Here is a 25,198-nt window from a genome sequence, read left to right as displayed (position 1 = left end):
TATTTGATTAGAACTTGCCAGCTGTAGCTGCTTCCTCGATGGAAACCGCAACAGCAACCGTCATACCAACCATCGGGTTGTTACCTGCTCCGATAAGCCCCATCATTTCTACGTGAGCCGGTACGGAAGAAGAACCGGCGAACTGTGCGTCAGAGTGCATACGTCCCATAGTATCAGTCATACCATAAGAAGCAGGACCTGCCGCCATGTTGTCCGGGTGAAGTGTACGTCCTGTACCGCCGCCGGATGCAACGGAGAAGTATTTCTTACCCTGTTCGATACATTCTTTTTTGTATGTACCTGCAACCGGATGCTGGAATCTTGTCGGATTGGTTGAGTTACCTGTAATGGAAACATCAACACCCTCTTTGTGCATGATAGCAACACCTTCGCATACATCGTTAGCTCCATAGCAGTTAACTTTCGCACGAAGTCCTTCGGAATAAGATTTTCTATATACTTCCTTAACCGTATTGGTGTAAGGATCATACTCTGTTTCAACAAAGGTAAAGCCGTTAATTCTGGAAATTACCTGAGCAGCATCTTTTCCAAGTCCGTTAAGAATAACTCTTAAGGGGTTCTTACGTACCTTATTAGCCTTTTCAGCGATACCGATAGCACCCTCTGCAGCTGCAAAGGACTCATGTCCTGCAAGGAAACAGAAACATTCTGTCTCTTCTTCCAATAACATCTTACCTAAGTTGCCGTGACCAAGACCTACCACACGGGTATCCGCAACGGAGCCGGGAATACAGAAAGCCTGAAGACCTTCACCGATTGCAGCAGCAGCATCCGCTGCTTTTCTGCAGTCCTTTTTGATTGCGATTGCGGCACCTACGATGTAAGCCCAGCAAGCGTTCTCAAAACAAATAGGCTGAATGCCCTTTACCTGATCATATACGTTAAGACCTGCGTCTTTTGTGATTTTTTCCGCTTCTTCGATAGAAGAGATTCCATAGCTGTTCAATACGGAATTAATTTTATCAATTCTTCTTTCATAAGATTCAAATAATGCCATTTTTTATGTCCTCCTATTCTTCTCTCGGATCGATAATCTTAACAGCATCAGCAACACGTCCATACTGGCCCTTTGCCTTCTCCCAAGCTGTGTTCGGATCATCGCCCTTTTTGATGAAATCTGTCATTTTGCCAAGGCTTACAAACTGATAACCGATAATCTGGTCTTCCGCATCGAGCGCGATGCCCGTTACGTAGCCTTCTGCCATTTCAAGATAACGAGGACCTTTCTCTAAAGTACCGTACATAGTACCAACCTGACTTCTAAGTCCTTTTCCTAAGTCTTCAAGACCTGCACCAACCGGAAGTCCGTCTTCTGAAAATGCGCTCTGGGTTCTTCCGTAAACGATCTGTAAGAATAATTCTCTCATAGCAGTATTGATAGCATCGCATACGAGGTCCGTATTCAACGCTTCCATAACTGTTCTGCCCGGTAAAATTTCAGCTGCCATAGCTGCGGAGTGAGTCATTCCTGAACATCCGATAGTCTCTATCAGAGCTTCCTGAACAATACCTTCCTTAACATTAAGTGTGAGCTTGCAAGCGCCCTGCTGAGGAGCACACCAGCCTACACCGTGTGTCAAACCGGAAATATCCTTTACATCTTTCGCCTTAACCCATTTTGCTTCTTCTGGGATAGGAGCACAGCCGTGATTTACGCCTTGTGCTACCGTACACATTTCTTCAACTTCCTTTGAATAAATCATGTGAAAACTCCTTTCAATATGTAACTCGTGAATATTTTGTCATAATCGCAACTACTATTCTCGCATACTTTCTACAAAAAATCCAGTACATTTTCAAATAACACCATATTTTTTATTCTGAAACAGACGGCCAAAATTTTCATCTCTTTAAAGCTTGCTTAATATCGTATATATAAATGATGTCTTTCTCTTTTTCATACCTCGAAGTCCCTCTGCTATGCTGGCCATAACATTTTTGGGAACTTTTACAGATTCCTTATAATGACCTCGCCCTTATCTTTATAAATGCTGTCCGGAGGAATATAACCCCTCACAGAGGAGGTTGGATATATGCTGGAATTTTTCCCTATCACCGTTCCCGGATTCAGTACAGAATTACAGCCTACCTCTACCATATCGCCCAACATCGCTCCGAACTTCTTAAGGCCGGTCTCGATACAGCCGTTCTCAGCTTTTGCCACCACCAGCGTCTTATCGCTTTTTACGTTGGAGGTGATAGAACCGGCTCCCATATGTGCCTTGAACCCAAGTACGCTGTCGCCCACATAATTGTAGTGAGGCACCTGAACCTTATTAAAAAGAATAACATTTTTCAGTTCCGTAGAGTTTCCCACTACCGAGCCTTTGCCCACGATGGCATTTCCTCTGATAAATGCACAGTGACGTACCTCCGCATCCTCATCGATAATTGCAGGACCGGCAATGTAAGCGCTTTGAAAAACGGTTGCTGATTTTGCGATCCAGACGTTTTCCCCTCTTTTCTCATACTTATCTTCGGGCAGAGAATTTCCCAGCTTCACGATAAAGTCTTTGATTTTGGGCAATACCTCCCACGGATAGATGACTCCTTCAAAAATCTCCGAAGCAATTGTCTCCGAAAGCGTATACAAATTTTCAATCTTAAATTGTTCCATCGCATTTCCTCCTCTTTTTTGCCTTTCTTAAAACGAAGTTTACTTCACCTTGTGAAACATATTGCGCCCTGTGGGCAAACTTCACTTTTTATAGTTCTTTGCCGCTATATCGAACTGCATATAAAGTGTGGACTGGTTTTCCATCTGCTTTACGCTGTTCGTCCTTCGTGTTACGAAATCATCAAGCTTACGCATATATTCATCTTCCGTAATGCTTCCTTCCGACACAAGTGTCAGTCCCTTTTCCCAGCTGGCGGTAAGGGCCGGGTCTAGCAACGGCCTTATGGCCCCCGCCACAACATCGTATATCATCTCACCCATCAGGGTGGGGGTAATGATCTGAGTCTTTTTATTCAGTGACAAATATTTAATATTTACCAATTTCTTCAGTATCTCGGCCCGCGTAGCGGAAGTTCCGATGCCGCTTCCCTTTATCTGGGCGCGCAGTTCTTCGTCCTCGATGAACTGGCCTGCATTTTCCATGGTAAGTATCATCGTTCCGGAGTTATAGCGTTTGGGCGGAGATGTCTCTCCTTCCTTGATTTCAAATCCCTTTAAGGACAGCTCATCACCTTTTTTCAGCCGCCTGAGCATGGCCATGAATTCAGGATCTTTCGTATCGTTTCCTTCCTCTTGGCCTTCCCCTTCTTCCGCACCCGCTTCTTTATTCTCTGCATCCTTGCGTTCCGGAGCTTTACTGCTCTCCTCCTTCTTCTTAGCGAAGGAGAATTCCGCCGCCCTTAAATATCCCGGGTCAGCTAATACCTTGAAACTGGCAAAGAATCTCTCTTCCTTCATTCCTATGGTCAAAGCAATTTTTTGATACACGGCCGCCGGATAAAAAATACAGAGAAAACGTCTGACGATAATTTCATAGACCTTAGCTGCTGTAGGGCTTAAGCTTCCCAGATTTCCAAGCCCCTGCCCGGTGGGAATGATAGCATAGTGATCGGTGATCTGCTTATCGTTCACATATCTGGTCTTGGCGATGTTCTTATAGGTACCCTTTTGAAGCACCTCTTCAGCAAGCTCTGCTGTCTGGGAATAGCCTTTGAGTCCGCTTATATTCTTGTATATCTCTTTTGCCACCGCAGTCGACAATACTCTGGCGTCTGTTCTCGGATAAGTGGCCATCTTTTTTTCGTATAGCTCCTGTACGACGCGCAGCGTTTCGTCGGGGCTTATTTTGAAATATTTGGAGCAGTCGTTTTGAAGCTCCGCCAGATTATACAAGAGAGGTGGATTTTTCGTCTCCTTTTTCTTCTCTACAGCTTCTATGACCGGTACTGCCCTGAGAGTCTCCTCCAATGCATTAATGAGCTCCTGAGCGGTCTTTTTTTCCTTGAAGCCATTTTCCTTATAAAGAAGCGGCGAATTAAAATATTTCGTCCCTTCAACCGCTTTCCATTCGCAATCGAAGCTCCTTCCCTCCGTCTCCACTCCGGCTATAACCCGATAGAAGGAGGTCTTCACAAAGTTGCGGATTTCCCGCTCTCTGTTGACTACCATACCCAGGACACAAGTCATGACTCTTCCTACGGAAACCACCGCCTTGTCCGTTTTCAGATACGACTTAATGGAATTGCTGTATTTCAAAGTGAGCACCCGCGAGAAATTGATTCCCATGAGATAATCCTCCTTCGCCCGAAGGTAGGCTGCAGAGCAAAGATTATCATAGGCAGACAAATCCTTCGCCTCCCGTATGCCGCGCAATATTTCCTCTTCCGTCTGGGAATCGATCCACACACGCTTCCTTTGTTTTCCGCTTACTCCTGCCTGTTTCTCCACCAGACGATATATGTACTCTCCCTCCCGCCCGGAGTCAGTGCAGACATAAATGGTGTCCACCTCCGTGCGGTTCAAAAGCCCGCTTACGATCGTAAATTGCTTTTTGACATTTTCAATGACTTCGTACTTAAACTCTCCGGGAATAAAAGGCAGTGTAGCCAAAGACCATCTCTTGTATTTCTCGTCATAAACCTCAGGATAACTCATGGTTACTAAATGACCTACACACCATGTTACGATCGCTTCCTCCGATTCCATGTAGCCGTCCCTGTTGCTCATATTCAATTTTAACGCTTTCGCGAACTCTCTCGCCACGCTGGGCTTCTCCGCAATATATAAACTTTTTCCCATGAAATATTAAAAAACTATCCTCTCTTGCAACAAGCCCTTGCCATAAAAATGACAGGGCTTGCTATAAACAATTTTTATACCGCAGTGTATTTAAGTAATTCCTCAACCTCGTCAGAGGGCATCGGCTTTCCTAAAAAGAATCCTTGAATGTTATCGCACTCAATGGATTTCAAATATTCAAACTGCTCCTTCGTCTCCACACCTTCGGCCACCGTTTCAAAGCCTAGTTTCTTGACCATATAAATAATGGACTCCGTAATTATCTTCGTATTATCGTCAGAGACCACCGTGTCGATAAACGACTTGTCTATTTTCAACGTGTCGATGGGAAGTCCTTTCAAATAAGAAAGGGAGGAATACCCCGTTCCGAAATCATCTAAAGAAATACGGATTCCATAGCTTCTTAAAGTGACGAGCTTGTTCGTAATCTCTCCAAAATCATCAATTAACACACTCTCAGTAATCTCCAGCTCCACCTCTGTAGGCCTCACATCGTATTTTTTCAAGATCTTCATCAATTTACTTACAAAATCCGATTTTCTGTACTGAATAGCCGATATATTCAAGGAAAGAATCAATTCTGACTTATATTTCTTCTTCCACTGGGAATAGATACGAATGCTCTCCTCAATTACCCAGGTGCCTATGGGAATGATTGTCCCGTTTTTCTCCGCAATCGGTATGAATACGGAGGGGCTTATCATATGCCCGTCATCGTCTCTCCAGCGAATCAGCGCCTCCACGCCCCGAAGCTTCTTATCCTTGGCATGGTACTGGGGCTGAAAATACATCATGAAATTCTGATTGAAGGCAGCCTCTTTCAACTTATTTTCAATGATTACATTCTGCAGAAAATCATTCAGTATAGGCGCATCGAAGTATTGTATAGAGTCCTTACCCGTGCTCTTAGCCTTAAACATTACGATTTCAGCACAGTTGATAAGCTCAAGCGTAGTCTTCGCCGCTTCGGGATATTCCGCAACTCCCATACTTACCGTAACGCTCACTTCCATCCCGTTACTAAGGGCAAAAGGCTTATGCAGGCGCTCATGTATCATGCGGAATATATGCTCTACACTTCTGGCTCCGCAAGGATCGTAAATGGCGATACAGTAAATATCGCTGTTAAAATGAGACACAATTACGTTATTATTCTTAAAGGTAGACAGAAACTGGCCAAACTGCTGAACAATTTCATCCCCTATTACAATTCCCAGACCATCGTTGATCTTGCGAAAATCGTCGATGTCTATGAACATGACCGCTACCGCAGCGCGTTCCTCTTCCGCTTTTCTTACATAATCTCCCAAAAGACGTATGAAATAATTCCGGTTGTAGAGCCCGGTCAATACGTCATAGTACGCCATATACATCAATTCTTCATTTTGATTTTTGAACTTCGTAATGTTTTTAAACCGGATTACTTTCTCCTTCGGGTTCTCGTTCTCATCATATGTGACTGCGGTCTCGCATTCCACCCAGACGCCGTCCTTCATGCGGATTACAGCACTTTCGCTTTTTCGCCCCTTTTTTTCAATAAATAAAAGCTCTCTAAGCTGAAGAACATATTTGTCATCTATGAAATCATAAATGCCCGAAATGTCCCTTACTTCATGAATACTCACCTTAAAGAAAAATTTCCAATTGCCAAACGTCCTTACGATATCGTCCTCGAAGCTGTAATATAAAAATGCGCTGCTCGATGTATTACAGAGCATTTGAAACATTTTCTCATCGATGCTTAATTTCTGATTCATCGCATTAAGCAGTTCAAATTGATACTGTAATTCATCCATTTGCTGTCACCCTTCTCAATACATTTTTTCTCCATCTTCCATATTGATTACGTCAATATTATGATTACATCAATATTAATCACTTCACTGCTGAAGATATGCTATACCCCGTATTTATCATATTTCCCACAAAATACAATAAATATTTATCATTATCTTATTTTTTTGTAATATAACCCTGTGCCTTCAAAAGCTCTGCGCAAAGCACCGCCCCACCGGCAGCTCCGCGAACCGTATTGTGTGACAGTCCCACAAACTTCCAATCGTATACGTTATCCTCTCTTAAACGTCCTACGCTCACACCCATTCCCTTTTCGTAATCCACGTCCGCAGTCACCTGAGGACGGTTATCCTCCTTCAGATATTGGATAAACTGCTTAGGTGCGCTGGGAAGCTCAAGCTCCTGAGGTTCTCCTTTGAAGTTAATCAGCTTCTCAATAAGCTGTTCTTTAGTAGCTTTTTTCTTAAGTTTTACGAAAACAGCCGCCGTATGTCCATTCAAAACAGGAACGCGGATACACTGGCAGGTAATGACGGGTGAAACCGCGGGAACGATTTCTCCGTCCTTGATTTCTCCCCATATTCTAAGGGGCTCTTTTTCGCTCTTTTCTTCTTCTCCGCCGATATAAGGAATGATATTGCCTTCCATCTCAGGCCAGTCTTTGAAGTTCTTGCCTGCTCCGGAAATTGCCTGATAAGTGGTGGCAACCACCTCGTAGGGCTCGAATTCCTTCCATGCGGTAAGCACAGGCGCATAGCTTTGGATGGAGCAGTTGGGCTTTACCGCGATAAAACCTCTCGTCGTGCCAAGTCTCTTCTTCTGGAAATCGATAACTTTCATATGCTCAGGATTGATTTCCGGCACTACCATCGGCACATCAGGAGTCCATCTGTGAGCACTATTATTAGAAACTACGGGAGTCTCCGTCTTAGCATATTCTTCTTCGATCTTCTTAATTTCATCCTTCGTCATATCTACGGCACTGAACACAAAGTCTACTCCCGCCGCAACCTTTTCTACTTCATTTACGTTCATTACAACAATATTTTTTACGGCTTCCGGCATAGGCGTAGTCATTTTCCATCTGTCGCCTACCGCCTCCGCATAAGTCTTTCCTGCAGATCTGGGACTTGCCGCAATTACTGTCACCTCAAACCATGGATGGTTATCTAGCAAAGAGATAAATCTCTGCCCAACCATACCGGTTCCGCCTAAAATACCTACCTTTAACCTATCGCTCATTTTCCATTCTCCTCATCTTTCTATATAATAATTTCATATCTTTCATATATTATGATGTCGGGGTCAAAAAGTATTTACCCCTGATACTTACAGATTGTTACGCACTTTATACTCCACATTATGAATTATCTCTTGTCTCCTGCATCCAACTATTTTTTAAAAATTCCATGTTGATAGCAATAACCTCTTTCATCGCTCTCTGTCCCGGAGCGCCGATCGTCAGACGCTTTTCCACACAGGTCTTTAAACTCACCGCATCGAAGACATCTTCCTCGAACACCGGGCTGATTTCTTTCAGCTGTTCTATACTGAGAGCATCGATGCATGTGTTCTTGTCTATACAGTAAAGCACCAGTCTGCCTACGATTTCATGGGCATCTCTAAACGGAACTCCCTTGCCTACCAGATAATCCGCTGCGTCCGTCGCATTGGTAAAGCCGTTCATCGCACTGACGGCCATGACCTCCTCATTAAACTTCATCGTTCTTAGCATTCCGTTAAACAAAGCGAGGCAGCCTTTCACCGTGTCGATAGCATCGAAGGTCAGTTCCTTATCCTCCTGCATATCTTTATTATAGGCAAGCGGTATTCCTTTCATTACGGTCAAAATGGAGATTAAAGCCCCATACACCCTGCCTGTCTTTCCTCTTACTAACTCCGCAATATCAGGATTCTTCTTCTGGGGCATAATGCTGCTTCCTGTAGAATACGCATCATCTATTTCAACAAAACGATATTCGTTAGAATTCCAAATAATGATTTCTTCACAAAAACGACTAAGATGCATCATAATCGTGGACAGCGCGGATAAAAATTCAATCACATAATCTCTGTCTGAAACGGAATCCATGCTGTTGAAGGTCGGACCTTCAAAGCCCATCAGTGCCGCCGTATATCCTCTATCGAGAGGATAGGTGGTCCCCGCCAAAGCTCCCGCTCCTAACGGACAGTAGTTCATCCTTGCATAAATATCCTTGAGCCTGAGACTATCCCTTTTGAACATCTCGAAATATGCTCCCATATGATGTGCCAGCGTAATCGGCTGCGCCTTTTGTAAGTGAGTAAATCCGGGCATGTAAGTGTCCAGATTATTTTCCATAATAGTAAGCAGGGTAGAGAGAAGCTCCTGAATCTCCTCCGCCACATGCAAGACCTCCGCTCTCGTATACAACCTCATATCTAACGCCACCTGATCATTGCGGCTTCTTCCTGTATGCAGCTTCTTTCCTGCTTCTCCTATCCGGTCTATCAGATTAGCTTCCACAAAGCTGTGGATATCCTCATATTCCTCCGTAATGACGAGCTTTCCGCTCTTTACATCCTGCCGGATGCCGGTGAGTCCTTTTACAATGGCATTTTTCTCTTCTTCAGTGAGAATATTCTGCTTCTCCAGCATTACTACGTGCGCAATGCTTCCTTCTATATCTTCTTCAAAGAATTTTCTATCAAAAGAAATGGATGCATTGAAATTATATACAAGCTTATCCGTCTCTTTCGTAAAACGTCCGCCCCAAAGCTGTGCCATGGTATTCTCCTCCACAATATCTAAACCTTGTTTCTGATACTAACATATTTCAACGGGTTTTTCAATCTTTTCCGTTTCTGCCTCTGCATAAAAATTACATACTTTGTCAAATTTCAACGGTATACTGCACACCGTTTTTTACTCCTTCATATAATAGGGTATATATAACAGGAGGATTTCTATGGATAAGCCAATACTGGAATTAAAGGATATTTCTTATTCTTATCATAATTTAAAGGGTGAAACCCCCGCCCTGTCACATATATCGTTTCAGGTGGAGAAAGGCGAGTTCGTCGCTATCGCAGGCCCAAGCGGATGCGGAAAATCCACATTATTATCAATCATCTTTGGTCTGCTCGTTCCGGAAAGCGGGGAGATACTCTTTCATATCACCCAAGGAGAAATGCAGGCCTCCAGACATCAGACGGCTGGGCTATGCCCTAAAATGGGCTACATGCTCCAGCACGACCATTTGTTTGAATGGAGGACTGTTTACCAGAACGTTTTGTTAGGTCTGGAGATCAACCGTCAGTTGACCGAAGACAAAATAGACCAGGCAGTAAAGCTGCTAAAGGATTACGACTTATATAAGTTTAAAGACAAAAAGCCAAGCGAGCTGTCCGGCGGTATGAAACAGCGTGCAGCCCTCATCCGTACCCTCGTCCTGGACCCGGAAATTCTGCTTTTGGATGAACCCTTCAGCGCCCTCGACTATCAGACCAGACTTTCTGTCTCTTCAGATATATGCAACATCATCCGCTCCACCGGAAAAACTGCTATCTTAATTACTCATGACTTATCCGAAGCGATTAGCCTTTCCGACCGGATACTCGTCATGTCCAAGCGTCCTGCTACGATCAAATGCGATATTCCCATCCATCTGACAATTTCAGAGGACTCGCCTCTGGCATCCAGAAACGCGCCGGAATATCAAAGTTACTTCAATCAATTATGGAAGGAGATTTCTGATGAAAACTACATCCAAAGTTCCGCAGCTCTTAAGTAATCAGGAAAAATATGAGCGTTCCCATCGCAGACAACAGTACCTCATCACTGCCGCCCGCTTATTAATCCTCGTTTTCTTTCTCGCCCTGTGGGAGTTTTCCGCACGTAAGGGATATATCGATACTTTCTTTTTCAGCAGTCCCAGCAAAGTGGCGGCCTGCTTCATCGGTATGGTGAAGGATTTATCGTTTTTTTCCAATACTGGTATCACCCTGCTGGAAACAATTATAAGCTTTGCCCTCGTCTTTATGATAGGTATGGTTTCCGCCACGATTTTATGGTATTCCAAGAAATGCTCGGAGATTTTAGAGCCTTACCTTGTCATTTTGAACAGCCTGCCCAAATCAGCTCTTGCCCCTTTATTTATCGTATGGCTGGGGACTGGTATCAATACCATTATTGTAGCCGGCATTTCCGTCGCCATCTTCGGCTCTATCATCAATCTTTATACCGGCTTTAAGCAAGTGGACGAGGAAAAGATAAAATTGATTTATACCCTGGGCGGAGGAAAAAAAGACGCATTTATGAAGGTAGTCCTTCCCGGCTCCGTCCCTACTATTCTGAGTAATATGAAGGTGAACATCGGCCTCGCTCTCGTAGGCGTCATCATAGGTGAATTTCTCGCCGCCAGAAGAGGGCTTGGGTATCTGATCATTTACGGCTCTCAGGTTTTTCAACTGAATCTCGTCATTACCTCTATCATCATTCTGTGCCTTATCGCCATGGGCTTGTATCAGATGATTCAGGCTTTGGAATATTATTATAAGAAAAAAATATAATTTAAACCAAAAATATATTGACAAACAAACACGTAAAGAGTATGTTAATAGTACGTCTGAAAATTTACGAATTAATAAAACTTGGAAAGGAGGAAGAAATTATGACGAATATATATGCTTTTGATTTTGATAAAGACAACAGCCTTCAATTGAATAGCCGTTTTAATGGAATTGCCTCCGGTGACAGGAATAATTGATTCGATATATTACTTTATATATCTTGTTTACTGATGCGGTCCGATTTATTTGACCGCATTTTTTATTCGCTTTGCGTCAAAATTTAAAGCCGCGGCACTTTCTGCCGCGGCTTTTTATATTAAAATCAGAAAAGTCCGCATCGCGTTCTTTTCCTGATTGATTAAACTGGGGAGGGACCTTATGAAAACGAATTATCCAACAAAAAAGCTATCGGCCTACATATTCGAGCATAAATTTACTTATATTTTTGCTATCTTGGCCATGATTATCAGCGTTTCGCTGGATCTGATAGCTCCGCAGCTCACCAAGCGCATCATCGATGATGTCATCGTGGGCGGACAGACCGATAAGCTTATGTATCTCTTAGGCGGTATCCTTATCGTCGGCATCGGACGGTGTATTTTCCAATATCTCAAGGAATACTCTTTCGACGTCGCCGGTATAAAAATCACTGCAAAAATGCGCCGCAACCTCTTCGATCACATTCAATCGCTGAGTGCGGATTTCTTCGAACGGACCAACACCGGAGAGCTGATGGCTCGCATCAAGGACGATATCGACAGGATCGGTGACGGTCTTACCTTTGTAGGAATGCTGATGATCGAAGTCGTTATCCATACTTCCATCGTGCTCTTTTGCATGTTCAGTCTGGATGCGAGGCTGGCGCTTCTTCCTACTGCATTCATGATCATCGCCGGCAGCATTGCTATTATAATGGAAAGAAAGCTGGACTCCGTATACGAAGCGATCAGTGAGGAAAATGCTGTTTTAAATACGGTGGCGGAAGAAAACCTGGCCGGCGTGCGTACCGTTAAAGCTTTTGCGCGGGAAAAGTTTGAAATCAGCAAATTTTTATCCCATAACAAAAAGTATTACGAGCTCAATATGAGACAGTCCAGGATTTTTGTAACCTACTATCCGTATCTTTCCTTTATCACGAAATTGCTTCCCCTCCTTGTTCTGTTATTCGGAGGTGTCCTCGTGATGAAAAAGGAGCTTACCTTAGGCTCCCTCAGTGCTTTCGTTGAATATTCCATGAACATCGTATGGCCTATGGAAATGCTGGGGTGGCTGACTAACAGCTTTTCTTCCGCTGTGGCTTCTAACAGAAAGCTGAACAAGATTTATAAGGAAACTCCGACCATCGTCGAGAAGGAAGAGCCGATTCTTCTTGAACAGGTAAAGGGCGGAATAGAATTTTCCCACGTTTCCTTCAGCAAGACGGATGCCGGCACCACCGCCAAAGTATCCATCCTGAACGATGTCTCCTTCCGTGTGGAAGCAGGCAAGACCATTGGCATCATGGGGGCTACCGGAGCAGGAAAAAGTTCTATCATTCATCTTCTGCAGCGCTTTTATGACGTTACAGACGGCTCTATCCGCATCGACGGCATAAATATAGAAGATATGAGTTTAAAACAGCTAAGAGGAAACATTTCTCTGGTAATGCAGGATGTATTCCTATTTTCAGATACGATAAACGAGAACGTAAAGCTAGGCAAAAGGGATTACCTGGATACCGCCGCTGTAAAGCTGGCTTCTTTCGAAGCCCAGGCCAGCAACTTCATCGAGCGGATGGATAACCAGTATGAAACGGTTATCGGAGAACGTGGCGTAGGTCTTTCCGGCGGTCAGAAGCAGCGGATCAGCATAGCCCGCGCTCTGGCCAAACGCAATCCTATTCTCGTGCTGGATGACTCTACCTCTGCTTTGGATATGGAGACGGAGCAGATGATACAGCAGACCCTGCGCGAGCTGGAACAAACCACAAAAATAATTATTGCACACCGTATCAGTTCCGTAATAAACGCGGACGAAATCATCGTTCTGGATAACGGTGCTATTGCGGAACGCGGGACACACGAAACGCTGCTTAAAAAGGGCGGGCTTTACTATGCCACTTACGCAGCTCAATACGAGGGAGGTGAACAACATGCCAATTAACTCATTTAAGGACGACGAGCAGACGATAGAAGTCAGCAAGCTAAAGACTCTGCTCAGACTCCTCTCCTATCTTTTAACATACAAGAAAGAAATACTGGGGGTGCTTGCCATTATGGCCTTCTGCGTATTCGTTTCCCTTTTGAATCCGCTGATTATGGAATCTGCTGTGGATGATTATATTTCCAAGGGCAATGTCGCAGGACTGTTCAAACTCATAGGCTTTGCCCTCTCGCTTAATATCCTCATGGTCATCGGCATCAAAATCCGTATGTACGTCATGGCTAAGGTATGTAACAATATACTCGTTACCATACGTCAGGATCTATACAGCCACATACAGACCTTGGACTTTCACTTTTTCGACAGCCGTCCTACGGGAAAGATTCTCGCCCGCATCATCGGAGATATCAACTCCTTAAAAGACGTGCTCTCTAACTGTGTTACGACGCTGATTCCCGATTTCATTACGATATGCGCCGTAGTAATCATTATGTTTATTAAAAATCCGGTACTGGCGGCAGCTTCCTTGATCAGTACTCCGCTCATGGCAATATGCCTCTTTCTTATTCAGGTATATTCCCATAAAAGATGGCAGATATTCAGGAAGAAGTCTTCTAATCTAAACGCCTTTGTGCATGAAGACTTTTCCGGCATACGTATCATTCAAAGCTTTACTGCAGAGGAAGAAACGAAGCAGACCTTCCGGGGGCTGGTGAAGGAACACAGGGATTCCTTTATCTCTGCCATCCGTCTAAACGACGCCTTCGGTTCAGTCATCGACTTCTGCTGGGGTATCGGTACCGTCATGCTCTATTATACAGGCATTATGATACTGGGTACTGATAAGGTATCCGTAGGTATCCTCATCGCTTTCGGTACTTATATTTCCATGTTCTGGCATCCGATTATGAACCTGAGTAACTTTTATACGCAGCTCATTACGAATATAAGCGGCGCAGAGCGCGTCTTCGAGATCATGGACACCAACGCGGAAATTACCGATGCAGATATGGTTATCGACATCCCCCCCATCGAAGGAAAAGTATGCTTCGAGCATGTCACCTTTTCCTATGACGGAACTACAAAGGTGTTGGATGATGTGAGCTTTACGGTCGAACCGGGCGAAACCATCGCTCTCGTAGGGCCTACCGGTGCCGGTAAGACGACCATAGTCAATCTGATCAGCCGCTTCTACGATGTGCAGCAAGGCAATGTATATGTGGACGGTCACGATGTGAAGACAGTTTCCATCGAAAGCCTTCGTAAGCAGATGGGCATTATGACGCAGGATAACTTCCTTTTTTCAGGTACTATAAAGGACAATATTCTCTACGGTAAGCTGGATGCGTCCGACGAGGAAATCGTAACGGCATCAAAAACCGTTCATGCCGACAGCTTCATTTCTAAAATGGAAAAAGGCTATGATTCGGAGCTTTCCGAGCGCGGCGGCGGCTTGTCCGGCGGACAGAAACAGCTCCTCGCCTTTGCCAGAACCATGGTGTCTATGCCCAAGATACTTATACTGGACGAAGCCACTTCCAGTATCGATACGCAGACGGAACTTCTCGTCCAAGCAGGCATCGAAAGCCTGCTGAAGGGACGTACCTCTTTTGTGGTAGCCCACCGTCTGTCTACCATACAGAAAGCCGATCGTATCTTCTATATCGATAACGGCCGCATTATCGAGGAGGGTTCTCCCTCAGAGTTAATGAAAAAAAGAGGCTTCTACTACAATTTATATATGTCTCAGTTTTATTGCTGATTTTTCGGTACATTTTTTTGAGTGCCCATAAGGAATTTACTTATTACTGTTCACTCCGTTCACAGCAACCCATGATTTCCGCATTTCAATTCGCTTCCCGAAGCAGAAATCATCTCCTGAATCATATTCTCTGTGTGAACAGTAATATTTATTTCTTATATGGGCGCTTTTTAGTATTTTTATATATTCTTATAAGCATTTCTCCTTATTTTAATGAGCATTTTTACTATTTTTTCGTTGACTTTTCCCCTTAATTCATGTATTATTTACTTTATTGGCGCATTGCGTTAAAGCGCGAAAAATTATTAATAACTATTATTTATTGCATACGGAGAAATATTAAAATGCCTATCATTAATCTATTGGAAAAAAACTGTAAGAAATTCGGAGAAGATATCTGTCTTGTCGAGATCAATCCCGAGGTGAAGGAAAACCGCCGGGTCACATGGAAGGAATATGAGTTGATGGAGCCGAATCCCCTTTCTCACTACCGCAGGGAGATCACATGGAACGTCTTCAACGAAAAGGCCAATCGCTTCGCCAATCTTCTGCTTGGCAGAAACGTAAGGAAGGGTGATAAAGTGGCAATTCTTCTTATGAATTGCCTGGAATGGCTTCCCATCTATTTCGGAATTCTAAAGACCGGTGCCTTGGCAGTCCCCCTCAACTTCCGCTATACTTCCGAGGAAATCCAGTACTGCGTGGATCTCGCCGAAGCGGACGTCTTGATTTTCGGTCCTGAATTCATCGGCCGTGTGGAGGAGAATGCCGATTCCGTCAGCAAGAACCGCCTTTTGTTCTATGTGGGAGAAAATTGCCCCAGCTTCGCCGAGGACTATAATTCGCTGACCGCCAATTGCTCCAGTCAATCTCCTGTAATTCCCCTGACAGACGAAGATGACGCCGCCATCTATTTTTCTTCTGGAACCACAGGATTTCCAAAGGCTATTTTACATAACCACGAAAGTCTGATGCACTCCTGTCTCACGGAGCAAAACCATCACGGGCAGACAAAAGATGACGTTTTCTTATGTATTCCTCCGCTTTATCATACCGGGGCGAAAATGCACTGGTTCGGTTCCCTGCTTTCCGGCGGGAAAGCCGTCCTGCTTAAAGGAACGAAGCCTGAATACATATTGGATGCGGTATCCAAAGAAAAATGCACTATCGTATGGCTTCTCGTTCCGTGGGCTCAGGATATTCTGGAGGCCTTGGACTGCGGAAGAATCTTCCTTGGGGACTACGATTTATCGGGATGGAGGCTTATGCACATCGGCGCTCAGCCTGTTCCGCCCAGCCTTATCAAGCATTGGAAGAACTATTTTCCCCATCATGCCTACGATACCAACTACGGCTTAAGCGAGTCCATCGGCCCCGGCTGCGTACATTTGGGTGTGGAAAATATTCATAAGGTAGGGGCCATCGGCAAAGCCGGTTATGGCTGGGAAATTAAAATCGTGGATGAGAACCGCTGCACGGTCACTCACGGTGAAGTTGGTGAGCTTGCAGTAAAGGGGCCCGGTGTCATGACCTGCTATTACAACGACAAAAAGGCCACGAAGGAAGTACTCTCCGATGACGGATGGCTATTTACCGGAGATATGGCCCAGGAGGATGCGGACGGTTTCATCTTTCTCGTAGACAGGAAAAAGGATGTCATAATCAGCGGAGGAGAAAATATCTATCCGGTACAAATCGAGGATTTTCTGCGCGCTCACAAGGCCATTCACGACGTTGCAGTCATCGGTCTGCCGGACAAGCGTCTCGGAGAAATTACGGCGGCCATTATCGACCTAAAGCCGGGCACAGAATGCACGAAGGAAGAAATCGATGAGTTCTGTCACAAGCTTCCCCGCTACAAAAGGCCGCACAAGGTTATCTTCGCAGATATACCGCGCAATCCTACCGGCAAGATCGAAAAGCCCAGGCTTCGGGAGAGATATTGCGGCGAAAACCTTGTAGCAGCTCAAAACCGCGGTTAAAAATATACGAACAATTCATATTCATGTAACTTATGAATTCATATCACTTATGAGAGGGTAAAACTATGATTATAAAGTTATCGATGTTAATATTATTCTTTGCAATTATGATAGGCATCGGCTTTTATTGCAGAAAGCATGCCACCGATGTCAATGGCTTCGTTTTGGGAGGAAGGAATGTAGGGCCATGGCTTTCCGCTTTCGCCTACGGAACTTCCTATTTCTCCGCCGTTATCTTTGTCGGCTATGCCGGACAATTTGGCTGGAAATACGGCATTTCTGCCACATGGATCGGCATCGGCAACGCTCTGTTAGGCTCCATGCTCGCATGGGTAGTCTTAGGCCGCCGAACCCGTATTATAACTCAGCATCTGAACAGCGCTACCATGCCCGAATTTTTCGGCAGGCGCTTTCATAGCGACCGTCTGAAGATTTGTGCTTCAGCCATCGTATTCATCTTTTTGATTCCTTATACCGCATCCTTGTACAACGGGCTTTCCAGATTGTTTGGAATGGCGTTCAACATCGATTATACGGTTTGTATCATTATTATGGCTGTACTCACCGGTATCTACGTGATCGCCGGTGGCTATATGGCTACTGCCATTACCGATTTCGTTCAAGGCATTATCATGCTTTTTGGAATCACAGCGGTCATTGCTGCAATCTTAAAAAACAACGGAGGCTTTTCTGAAGCCATTAACAGCCTCGCTGCTCTTACCGATGAAACAGTATCCTCCCAGCCGGGAGTGTTCGCCTCCTTCTTCGGTCCGGATCCGTTAAACCTTCTTGGGGTGGTGATTCTGACCTCCCTGGGCACTTGGGGACTTCCTCAGATGGTTCAGAAATTCTATTCCATTAAAAGCGAAGCTTCCATCAAAAAAGGAACTATTATATCTACACTTTTCGCTATCGTCATTTCCGGCGGCTGCTATTTCCTCGGCAGCTTCGGACGCTTGTACTCGGACCGCAGCAATATTGCAGCAGAGGGTTACGATTCCATCGTTCCTACCATGATTTCCAGTCTTTCGCCTGCACTTATGGGATTAGTTATCATATTGGTGCTCTCCGCTTCCATGTCCACGCTGTCCTCTCTTGTCATGGCTTCCAGTTCCACATTGACAATTGACTTTATAAAGGATAATATTATTAAAAACATGAGCGAAAAAAAGCAGCTTTTAAGCATACGTATCCTTATTGTAGTGTTCATCGCCATCTCCGTGGTGATCGCCGTCATACAGTACAAGCAGAACATCACGTTTATTGCCCAGCTCATGGGCGTATCATGGGGTGCTTTGGCAGGATCATTCCTCGCGCCCTTCCTCTACGGCTTATATTGGAAGAGAACCACTGCTGCGTCCGTATGGACCGCGTTCATCTTTGGTTCAGGATTTATGATATGCAACCTGCTCTTGCGCAGCTACTTTCCCGCCATTTTACAATCGCCCATCAATGCCGGTGCGTTCGCCATGGTGGCAGGGCTTATCCTTGTACCCGTTGTCAGCTTGTTTACGCCTAAGCTGGAGGCTTCCTTCATAAACGCCTCTTTCTCCTGCTATGACAAAACGACTCAGGTGCCCGTAAAGGAAGATTTAGGAAAATAAAAGTTCGCAGGCTATAAGAAAGGCATGAGAAATAATATGAAGAAAAAACGCGTTCAGGATTCTATAACAGAACAGATTCACTTCTTGAAATATGAAGATATCAACGGAGAAGGCCGTCTTTTCGGCGGTCAGCTCGTTTCCTGGATCGATGAAGTAGCAGGAACCGTGGCTAAGCGCCATGCCGGTACCCAGATCACCACCGCCTCCATCGATAACCTTCAATTCAAAAGCGCCGCCTATCTTAACGATTTGGTTGTTATCATCGGCCATGTTACCTATGTAGGCAATACTTCCATGGAGGTAAGAGTGGATTCTTACGTGGAAGGCATCGACGGAATGCGCCGCCCGATCAACCGGGCCTTTTTAACTTTAGTCGCCCTCGACGATGACCAGCGGCCCATACCGATTCCCTATGGACTCTTAATTGAAAGCGAAGTACAGCAGTTGGAATGGGATAATGCGAAGAAACGTATCGACTTGCGTAAATACAGACAAAAAGAAGCGTTTTAAAAAACGCTTCTTTTTTTAACCGACATAGTATAGGAACTTTCTACAAAACGTATTTTCTCTTACGCCCACGAAACAATAAGAAGCAGCATTCCCTCTTCTACGGTTATCACACCCTCTTCACCTATGAATTCATTGCTGATGCCAATAGGGTAATCATTGGTTACCGTGGCTTCCCTTAACGGATATTTCATTCCGTCTATCGTAACGCCTCTCGCCTTTTCTCCAAGCGAAAATAACGATAGGAATCCGTTCATTCCTTTATCAAACTTTATGGATTCGCTTTTTATTACGGTCATCATTACATTGGCATCCATGATATATGCTTTCCTGCCGTTATTTTTCAAGAAGCTAAGGCATTGAATATTAGCGATGGTATGCTCCAGCCTTCCGCCCATGGCCCCATATATGCGAAAGTCCTTATACCCCCTTTCCATACCGATGCGCAGGGCTGCCAGGGTATCCGTATCATCCTTTTCAGGGTTTAGCATGATAACTTTTTCAGGATTTTCTTCCTTCATCGCCTCTATTTCCGGCCTGATGTTCTCATCTATGGAATCCATGTCGCCGATGAGCAGATCAACTGCAAGCCCTACCAGCTTGCAATACAAATATCCGCCATCCACCGCGATGCAGAAATCTCCTTCTTTTTTATTGATTTCTATGGGGGTAAAATCTCCTGCCCCGACTACGATACACTTTCCTTCACCCAATCCAGACACTCCTTTAATATGTTTTCTCCCACTGGTAAGGTCCGCCCCAGTCACCGATCATGTCCGTCGTCATTCCTTCCTCCGTCCACGTTCTCGTCTCGAAATGATAATTCATCTCCGCCTCGAAAGAATTCTCCTTCTGTACATTGCTGTACATATAGCTGATGACGTACTGCGTATGAGGGAAATAGCTTTCTCCTTCCTTAGCCGGTTCGTAGGCAATACAGGATCGTTGAATTCCTTCGTCTGTCATCTTATTTCCCCATACCGTTATTATTCCCGCTGTGGTTTCATCGTCCTCGAATTCCGGGAACCGGAAGGTCCATGTTCCGTCTGTTTGTTTCAGGATCACCGTCTCACGGCTTACCGGTATATAGGTTTCTCCGCTCCAGTATTCCATCGTGCCGTTAATGAACGCATCCCGAATCTGTGTATAGTCTTCTGAAACGACAAAATCCTTAGCCGCCTCATAATTTCCGGCATCAAATGAGGCAAATATATCCGCAAAGACGCTTTGAACCGATTCTTCCTTATTCAGGCAGGAAAGCAGCCTGTTTACAGCTTCATTCTCTCCCAGTGCCGATACCTTCTCTAAAAGGCTACGATAAGCTTCCGCATGTGTTCTGCTTATCTTTAGTTCGGGAACATCTATAAGGGCATATCTGAAAATAATATTCTTCACATCTTCAGAAGAACTTGTCCCGTAAATGTCAAATAATTTATCCATTATCTGCTGATAAAGGAGAAACTGGCAGGCCTCCTGTCCATTCACATCATAAAAAAAGTCTGTGTCATTTTTCTCCTGAAATCCCAGAATAACACGTTCGTAAGCGGTGTTCATAAGCTCCAGTGCATCCGTATTATTCTCATCCATCTCAAGTGCACTCAAGATCTTCCGGACAGTCTCCAAGGTGCAGGCACCGTCGTTTATCTCCGCCACCGCTTCGTTCAAAATAGTGGTACAATAATACTTAAGCAGGCCTTCGTCCTGTGTATTCTGCCAGCCCTCAAGAAGTACCTTCGTTGCCTGTTGACTGTCTTCCTTGCTAAAATATGCGTTCGCCATATAGCGGTATGCTTTGACGGAAGTGGAATCTATCTTCAATGCTTCTTCGTAATATGCGATTGCTTCATCGAAAGCTTCCTCCTGAGTGTATTCCTCTCCTGCCTTTAACTCTCTGTCCAGTTTAAGCGCCGGCAGATTCCAGATAAGAGCAAAGCAGCCCCCTGCGGCCGCAAGTACCAATATGACAGCAAAGATTCTTTGAAGAAGGACTATCCTGCGTCTCACTCTTCTCCTTCTCTCCCTTTTTTCGCCTCTGGAAGTCTCTATCCCGTTCGTTTTTTTATTCTTATTTTCATTTCCCATATTTATACCTATGCTTCTTTCAAAGTCTGGAGACTTTGTGCGTAACACAAATCTCAGGTTGAAGGAAAAATATTCTTTCAACCTTATAACCTCAAAAACAATTTTTACACAATTTTCATACTACCATAGAAAAGTAAGCTTGACAATGCTATAATGCTTTTTATGAGCGATATGATTTTATTAAAAAACAAAAAAAATATGACAGTGCAAGCCGACTATGAAGTATTCCGAAGCAAGCGCAAGACCTACTCCATCTCTCTTAACGAAAACGGAATTCTGACGATAAGGGTTCCTCTTTACGTCAGTGACGGCGAAGTGGAGCAGATATTGCGCGGGAAGCAGTTCTGGATTACGGATAGGCTGGCTGAATATGAAGTGCGAAAGAGCAGACGGCCGGCCTTCGAATATACACAGACCCAGCGCCTCGCTCTCGAAAAGCGTTACAAAGAAGCCGCCAGAGAATATATTCCTAAGCGCGCCGACTATTATCTTGCCGCTTATCCTGACTTGTTCCCCCGTTGCTATTCCCGCATTTCCGTGAGGGAACAGAAAACCCGCTGGGGAAGCTGCAGCAGCAAGGGAACCTTATCCTTTAACTGGAAGCTGATGCTGGCCCCTCCTGCTATTTTGGATTATGTCATTGTACATGAGCTCTGCCATTTGGCCCATATGAATCATTCCGAAAGATTCTGGAGCTGTGTAGCGACCATTCTTCCAGATTACAAAGAAAGAAGAAAATGGTTAAAAGAACATGGAAATGAATTAACGCTGTCCTGATAGCTCGGGACAGCGTTAATTATTGTTGCTCATAATTTATATGGCTTCTCTTCTGCTTTTCTTGCTTTTTTCTCTTCCTTTGAAGATTTCCGGTGCTTCTCTGTCTTTGCGGACTCTTTTGTCGTTATTTTTATCCGTGAAACGTTTCTCGCTAAAGCCCTTATCCTTGCTTCTGTCTTTACCGCCACCGTATCTCTTACCATCGTATTTCTTCCCGTCGTCTCTCCTGCGTCCTTCGCCGCCTCGCACGCCCAGACCGGAACCCTTGCCTTTGCCTTTACCGAAGCCGCGGTCTCTCGGACCGTACTTCTCAATTTTGATGTCCTTGATATCGTCGCCCATCTTCAACTTCATAAAGGCCGCCGCAAGCTCCAATGCGGTGTAATCGCTTTCGGCCAGCTTATTTTCAAGAAATTCTATGGTCTTATCCATTTTCTTATTCTGCATCACTTCCAGAACTTCGCTTAGAACTTTCTCCTCTTTTACAGAAGTAATATCCGCTGCAGAAGGGACACTTTTCTCTTTTATCGTAGTGTGGCATATTCTCTCGATTTCACGCAGCTTGAAGACCTCTCTGCCCACCACCAGAGTGAAGGAGCGCCCCGTCTTGCCTGCACGTCCGGTACGTCCGATACGATGAACATAATATTCAATATCATCCGGCACGTCGAAGTTAAATACCGCTTCCACGTTATCAACATCAATTCCTCTGGCAGCCACATCCGTAGCGATAAGGATATCAGTCCTTCCGCTTCTGAAAAGATTCATTACGGTGTCTCTCTGGTTCTGGCTCAAATCACCATGCAATCCTTCCGCCTGATAGCCTCTGTCTTTTAAATGCTCTGTCAGTTCATCCACCATTCGTTTTGTATTACAGAAAATGAGAGAACGCTTAGGATGATAGTAATCCATAAGACGGCAAAGAACTTCTTCCTTATCCTTGCGCTGTATCTGATAATATGCCTGCTTAACTAATGGTATCGTCACTTCCTTCGGCGTCATCTTCAAATATTCTGCATCCGCCTTCTGATATTCTCTCGTAATATCCAGTATCGGCTTGGGCATCGTCGCTGAGAAAAGTGCAGTCTGCCTTTCTGTTGGCATATCCTTAAGTATCGTCTCTATATCCTCACGAAATCCCATGTTCAACATCTCATCTGCTTCATCCAGGACGATAATTTTCATCTGCCCCGTCCTTATTGTATGGCGGCGCATATGGTCCATGACCCTTCCAGGGGTTCCTACTACAATCTGTGTGCCGCCGCTAAGCGCCCGAATCTGTCTGGAAATATCCTGACCGCCATATACGGGAAGCACCTTAACTCCGTGCATATATTTGGCAAATCGCCTCATCTCCTCCGCCGCCTGAATAGCCAGCTCTCTCGTAGGGCAAAGAACAATCGCCTGTAATGCTTTATTATTCACATCGATGCTCTGAATAACGGGTATTCCAAACGCCGCGGTCTTACCGGTTCCCGTCTGCGCCTGCCCTATAATATCTCTGCCCTCCAGCATAACGGGTATTGCCTGCGCTTGAATAGGCGTCATATTCTCGAATCCCATTTCTTCTACCGCTCGAATAATTCTCTCATCAATTGCCGATTCTTTATAACTAATCTGATTTTCTGTACTGCTCATCTAACTCCTGTTCTGTCCGTCAAACGGACTTTTTAATCACATTTCCATCATTACTTTCTCTCGCAAAAAAAGACAACACTCGTTTCAAAAGTGCTGTCTTTCATTTACGAACTTATTCAGTATAACGTGGTTTATTGATAAAGTCAAGACCTATTCTCATTTATATCTTTATATTTTTATTTATAGAAATTACACGAAAAAAAGGTTAAAAAGTTGCCTCCCCGTCCTGCGATATGAGCGAAACATTGTTAGTGTACTCAAGTGCATTTACTTCTCTAATACACTGCGCTTCTTCTTTTATTCGCACCTCGACCACCATGTTCAGGCACTCTGCGTTCATGTTCCTCGATTTTACGCGCACATGAGGGCTGTATTTCCTGACTACTTCCATAATATCCTCTTCTGCCTCTATATTATCGGAATCCACTACCAGCATCATGGATGTCTTCGCCACGGGCATTTTATCCAAAAAGATGATGATAGCCGTCAATACCAACGAAGTGACAATAGCAATTTCAAACAAGCCGGCACCGCAAATAATTCCCACGCTGATCGACCAAAACAGAAAGACCAGATCCATAGGCTCCTTAATTGCCGTACGAAACCGGACAATGGACAGTGCTCCTACCATTCCGAGGGATATTACCACACTGGATTGTATGGAGAGAATAATCGCCGTTGTGATGACCGCCAGGGCTACCAGCGATATATTGAAGTTCTTGTTATAAAAGGAATTCCTTGTCATCACCCTATATATGGTAAAAATATACACCGCAATCAGGCAGGCCACCCCTATCGACAGCAAAACGTCTCCTCTGCTCATGCTGTCTGCCGTAATCTGTAAAAAAGATTTTTTTAATACATCATTAAAACCCATTGCTTATCATTCCTCCTATATTGTATTTTCTGCATAAATAATATTTTGAAAATGTTGTCCGGCGCAGATTCTCCAACTGAAGGCTTCTATAAATATGATCCGGCAAATACTCGTCATATTTTACCTCCAGCAAATGTTGTCCTACCGGCATAATTGGTCTGGAATAAACCCTGTCGTCGAAAAAGCTTTCTTTTCTATTGGAGGAACGGATATTCCTGTCAAAAGTAATTCTAACATTCCCGTTTTTACATACGTAGGGCTCTCTTTCGTATTCCACGATGACCTTCGGTTCCAACAACCGGCTTTTTTGCTGAAGGCAGAATTTCTGAAGGACTGGCGGATCTTCCTTTTTGCAGGACAGCAGCTTGGCGTGTATGACAGCTTCGCACTGTTCCTTCGTTAATATGCAGGAATCCTTATGTATCTTCCCACGTTCTTTACGCTTAAGTTCCAGACGGATCCTCTTGCTGTCTCCGTTATAAATACGAATTCTAAACTTCTCCCGTGGACTGGTCCCCTCCTCATTTTCATAATAGTTTGTATTTCTATAATCATCCAGATAAACGCTTCGGATACTATACATCCCATCTCCGCCTGCATGCTTATCCAATTCCATAAAAGGGCGTATCCGGCTTTTAAGGCATACCATCTGCGCCTCAGACACTACATACTTAAGTTCATTTCTATAGTAAAGAGCCATTT

The 25,198-nt window shown here is 44.5% G+C and carries 20 protein-coding genes; 8 read left to right on the top strand and 12 right to left on the bottom strand.

Annotated features, from left to right (window positions below):
• Window positions 1-7: 7 nt before the first annotated feature.
• The 7 genes from V6984_RS11085 to argH all read right to left on the bottom strand — a co-directional run bounded on the left by V6984_RS11085 (window position 8) and on the right by argH (window position 9,341).
• The gene (locus tag V6984_RS11085) at window positions 8-1,018 is read right to left on the bottom strand and encodes a GGGtGRT protein (RefSeq protein WP_342759843.1); all 1,011 of its coding nucleotides are present in this window, start codon (window positions 1,016-1,018) and stop codon (window positions 8-10) included.
• 13 nt (window positions 1,019-1,031) lie between these two features.
• A complete protein-coding gene (locus tag V6984_RS11080; RefSeq protein WP_342759842.1) occupies window positions 1,032-1,724 on the bottom strand; it encodes a hypothetical protein in 693 nt (230 codons plus the stop codon).
• Between the two features lie 245 nt (window positions 1,725-1,969).
• Window positions 1,970-2,638 carry a UDP-N-acetylglucosamine pyrophosphorylase gene (locus V6984_RS11075; protein ID WP_342759841.1) on the bottom strand — a complete coding sequence of 223 codons (669 nt, stop codon included), beginning with the start codon at window positions 2,636-2,638 and terminating at the stop codon, window positions 1,970-1,972.
• Between the two features lie 81 nt (window positions 2,639-2,719).
• The gene (locus tag V6984_RS11070) at window positions 2,720-4,777 is read right to left on the bottom strand and encodes a DNA topoisomerase (RefSeq protein WP_342759840.1); all 2,058 of its coding nucleotides are present in this window, start codon (window positions 4,775-4,777) and stop codon (window positions 2,720-2,722) included.
• A gap of 74 nt (window positions 4,778-4,851) precedes the next feature.
• On the bottom strand, window positions 4,852-6,573 hold the full coding sequence (locus V6984_RS11065; RefSeq protein ID WP_342759839.1) for a bifunctional diguanylate cyclase/phosphodiesterase: 1,722 nt from the start codon (window positions 6,571-6,573) through the stop codon (window positions 4,852-4,854).
• Window positions 6,574-6,730: 157 nt separating this feature from the next.
• Window positions 6,731-7,816, bottom strand: coding sequence for an aspartate-semialdehyde dehydrogenase (asd, locus tag V6984_RS11060; protein ID WP_342759838.1), 1,086 nt, complete (start codon window positions 7,814-7,816; stop codon window positions 6,731-6,733).
• Between the two features lie 118 nt (window positions 7,817-7,934).
• Window positions 7,935-9,341: an argininosuccinate lyase gene (gene argH, locus V6984_RS11055; protein WP_342759837.1), complete on the bottom strand. Its 1,407-nt coding sequence runs from the start codon at window positions 9,339-9,341 to the stop codon at window positions 7,935-7,937.
• A 181-nt stretch (window positions 9,342-9,522) separates the two neighbouring features.
• Here argH and V6984_RS11050 point away from each other — a divergent pair, with 181 nt between their 5' ends.
• From V6984_RS11050 to V6984_RS11020, 7 genes are all read left to right on the top strand, one after another.
• Window positions 9,523-10,347 (top strand): ABC transporter ATP-binding protein, encoded by an 825-nt coding sequence (locus V6984_RS11050; protein ID WP_342759836.1) that lies wholly within the window; start codon window positions 9,523-9,525, stop codon window positions 10,345-10,347.
• Window positions 10,310-11,125, top strand: a complete 816-nt coding sequence (locus V6984_RS11045; RefSeq protein ID WP_342759835.1) for an ABC transporter permease — start codon at window positions 10,310-10,312, stop codon at window positions 11,123-11,125. The genes V6984_RS11050 and V6984_RS11045 overlap by 38 nt, the downstream gene beginning before the upstream one ends.
• A gap of 378 nt (window positions 11,126-11,503) precedes the next feature.
• Window positions 11,504-13,267, top strand: a complete 1,764-nt coding sequence (locus V6984_RS11040) for an ABC transporter ATP-binding protein (protein WP_342759834.1) — start codon at window positions 11,504-11,506, stop codon at window positions 13,265-13,267.
• Window positions 13,257-15,029 carry an ABC transporter ATP-binding protein gene (locus tag V6984_RS11035; protein WP_342759833.1) on the top strand — a complete coding sequence of 591 codons (1,773 nt, stop codon included), beginning with the start codon at window positions 13,257-13,259 and terminating at the stop codon, window positions 15,027-15,029. The genes V6984_RS11040 and V6984_RS11035 overlap by 11 nt, the downstream gene beginning before the upstream one ends.
• A 344-nt stretch (window positions 15,030-15,373) precedes the next feature.
• Window positions 15,374-17,011, top strand: a complete 1,638-nt coding sequence (locus V6984_RS11030; RefSeq protein WP_342759832.1) for a class I adenylate-forming enzyme family protein — start codon at window positions 15,374-15,376, stop codon at window positions 17,009-17,011.
• A gap of 65 nt (window positions 17,012-17,076) precedes the next feature.
• Window positions 17,077-18,615, top strand: coding sequence for a sodium:solute symporter family protein (locus V6984_RS11025; protein WP_342759831.1), 1,539 nt, complete (start codon window positions 17,077-17,079; stop codon window positions 18,613-18,615).
• A gap of 36 nt (window positions 18,616-18,651) precedes the next feature.
• Entirely contained in the window at window positions 18,652-19,125 is a 474-nt protein-coding gene (locus V6984_RS11020) for an acyl-CoA thioesterase (RefSeq protein ID WP_342759830.1), read from the top strand.
• Between the two features lie 59 nt (window positions 19,126-19,184).
• Here V6984_RS11020 and V6984_RS11015 read toward each other — a convergent pair whose 3' ends face one another.
• Together V6984_RS11015 and V6984_RS11010 are read right to left on the bottom strand one after the other, a co-directional pair.
• Window positions 19,185-19,835 carry a thiamine diphosphokinase gene (locus V6984_RS11015; protein ID WP_342759829.1) on the bottom strand — a complete coding sequence of 217 codons (651 nt, stop codon included), beginning with the start codon at window positions 19,833-19,835 and terminating at the stop codon, window positions 19,185-19,187.
• A gap of 13 nt (window positions 19,836-19,848) precedes the next feature.
• Complete coding sequence (locus tag V6984_RS11010) at window positions 19,849-21,204, bottom strand: tetratricopeptide repeat protein (protein WP_342759828.1); 1,356 nt, start codon at window positions 21,202-21,204, stop codon at window positions 19,849-19,851.
• A 162-nt stretch (window positions 21,205-21,366) separates the two neighbouring features.
• Here V6984_RS11010 and V6984_RS11005 point away from each other — a divergent pair, with 162 nt between their 5' ends.
• Complete coding sequence (locus tag V6984_RS11005) at window positions 21,367-21,981, top strand: SprT family zinc-dependent metalloprotease (RefSeq protein WP_342759827.1); 615 nt, start codon at window positions 21,367-21,369, stop codon at window positions 21,979-21,981.
• 36 nt (window positions 21,982-22,017) lie between these two features.
• On the opposite strand, the gene V6984_RS11000 is transcribed toward V6984_RS11005, so the two are convergent.
• From V6984_RS11000 to V6984_RS10990, 3 genes are all read right to left on the bottom strand, one after another.
• Window positions 22,018-23,619, bottom strand: a complete 1,602-nt coding sequence (locus tag V6984_RS11000) for a DEAD/DEAH box helicase (protein WP_342759826.1) — start codon at window positions 23,617-23,619, stop codon at window positions 22,018-22,020.
• A 205-nt stretch (window positions 23,620-23,824) separates the two neighbouring features.
• Window positions 23,825-24,496 (bottom strand): DUF4956 domain-containing protein, encoded by a 672-nt coding sequence (locus V6984_RS10995; protein ID WP_342759825.1) that lies wholly within the window; start codon window positions 24,494-24,496, stop codon window positions 23,825-23,827.
• A complete protein-coding gene (locus V6984_RS10990) occupies window positions 24,486-25,196 on the bottom strand; it encodes a polyphosphate polymerase domain-containing protein (RefSeq protein ID WP_342759824.1) in 711 nt (236 codons plus the stop codon). The genes V6984_RS10995 and V6984_RS10990 overlap by 11 nt, the downstream gene beginning before the upstream one ends.
• Window positions 25,197-25,198 lie beyond the last annotated feature (2 nt).

It is taken from the genome of Kineothrix sp. IPX-CK, assembly GCF_039134705.1.
Taxonomy (GTDB): Bacteria; Bacillota; Clostridia; order Lachnospirales; family Lachnospiraceae; genus Kineothrix; species Kineothrix sedimenti.
Note: the sequence above shows the minus strand (reverse complement) of the source record. Positions and strands in the feature narration are given on the sequence as shown.

What these genes read in the sequence shown, in the direction of transcription:
- V6984_RS11085 (WP_342759843.1), bottom strand. Translation starts at nt 1,018, where the DNA reads ATGGCATTATTTGAATCTTATGAAAGAAGAATTGATAAAATTAATTCC.
- V6984_RS11080 (WP_342759842.1), bottom strand. Translation starts at nt 1,724, where the DNA reads ATGATTTATTCAAAGGAAGTTGAAGAAATGTGTACGGTAGCACAAGGC.
- V6984_RS11075 (WP_342759841.1), bottom strand. Translation starts at nt 2,638, where the DNA reads ATGGAACAATTTAAGATTGAAAATTTGTATACGCTTTCGGAGACAATT.
- V6984_RS11070 (WP_342759840.1), bottom strand. Translation starts at nt 4,777, where the DNA reads ATGGGAAAAAGTTTATATATTGCGGAGAAGCCCAGCGTGGCGAGAGAG.
- V6984_RS11065 (WP_342759839.1), bottom strand. Translation starts at nt 6,573, where the DNA reads ATGGATGAATTACAGTATCAATTTGAACTGCTTAATGCGATGAATCAG.
- asd (WP_342759838.1), bottom strand. Translation starts at nt 7,816, where the DNA reads ATGAGCGATAGGTTAAAGGTAGGTATTTTAGGCGGAACCGGTATGGTT.
- argH (WP_342759837.1), bottom strand. Translation starts at nt 9,341, where the DNA reads ATGGCACAGCTTTGGGGCGGACGTTTTACGAAAGAGACGGATAAGCTT.
- V6984_RS11050 (WP_342759836.1), top strand. Translation starts at nt 9,523, where the DNA reads ATGGATAAGCCAATACTGGAATTAAAGGATATTTCTTATTCTTATCAT.
- V6984_RS11045 (WP_342759835.1), top strand. Translation starts at nt 10,310, where the DNA reads ATGAAAACTACATCCAAAGTTCCGCAGCTCTTAAGTAATCAGGAAAAA.
- V6984_RS11040 (WP_342759834.1), top strand. Translation starts at nt 11,504, where the DNA reads ATGAAAACGAATTATCCAACAAAAAAGCTATCGGCCTACATATTCGAG.
- V6984_RS11035 (WP_342759833.1), top strand. Translation starts at nt 13,257, where the DNA reads ATGCCAATTAACTCATTTAAGGACGACGAGCAGACGATAGAAGTCAGC.
- V6984_RS11030 (WP_342759832.1), top strand. Translation starts at nt 15,374, where the DNA reads ATGCCTATCATTAATCTATTGGAAAAAAACTGTAAGAAATTCGGAGAA.
- V6984_RS11025 (WP_342759831.1), top strand. Translation starts at nt 17,077, where the DNA reads ATGATTATAAAGTTATCGATGTTAATATTATTCTTTGCAATTATGATA.
- V6984_RS11020 (WP_342759830.1), top strand. Translation starts at nt 18,652, where the DNA reads ATGAAGAAAAAACGCGTTCAGGATTCTATAACAGAACAGATTCACTTC.
- V6984_RS11010 (WP_342759828.1), bottom strand. Translation starts at nt 21,204, where the DNA reads ATGGGAAATGAAAATAAGAATAAAAAAACGAACGGGATAGAGACTTCC.
- V6984_RS11005 (WP_342759827.1), top strand. Translation starts at nt 21,367, where the DNA reads ATGAGCGATATGATTTTATTAAAAAACAAAAAAAATATGACAGTGCAA.
- V6984_RS11000 (WP_342759826.1), bottom strand. Translation starts at nt 23,619, where the DNA reads ATGAGCAGTACAGAAAATCAGATTAGTTATAAAGAATCGGCAATTGAT.
- V6984_RS10995 (WP_342759825.1), bottom strand. Translation starts at nt 24,496, where the DNA reads ATGGGTTTTAATGATGTATTAAAAAAATCTTTTTTACAGATTACGGCA.
- V6984_RS10990 (WP_342759824.1), bottom strand. Translation starts at nt 25,196, where the DNA reads ATGGCTCTTTACTATAGAAATGAACTTAAGTATGTAGTGTCTGAGGCG.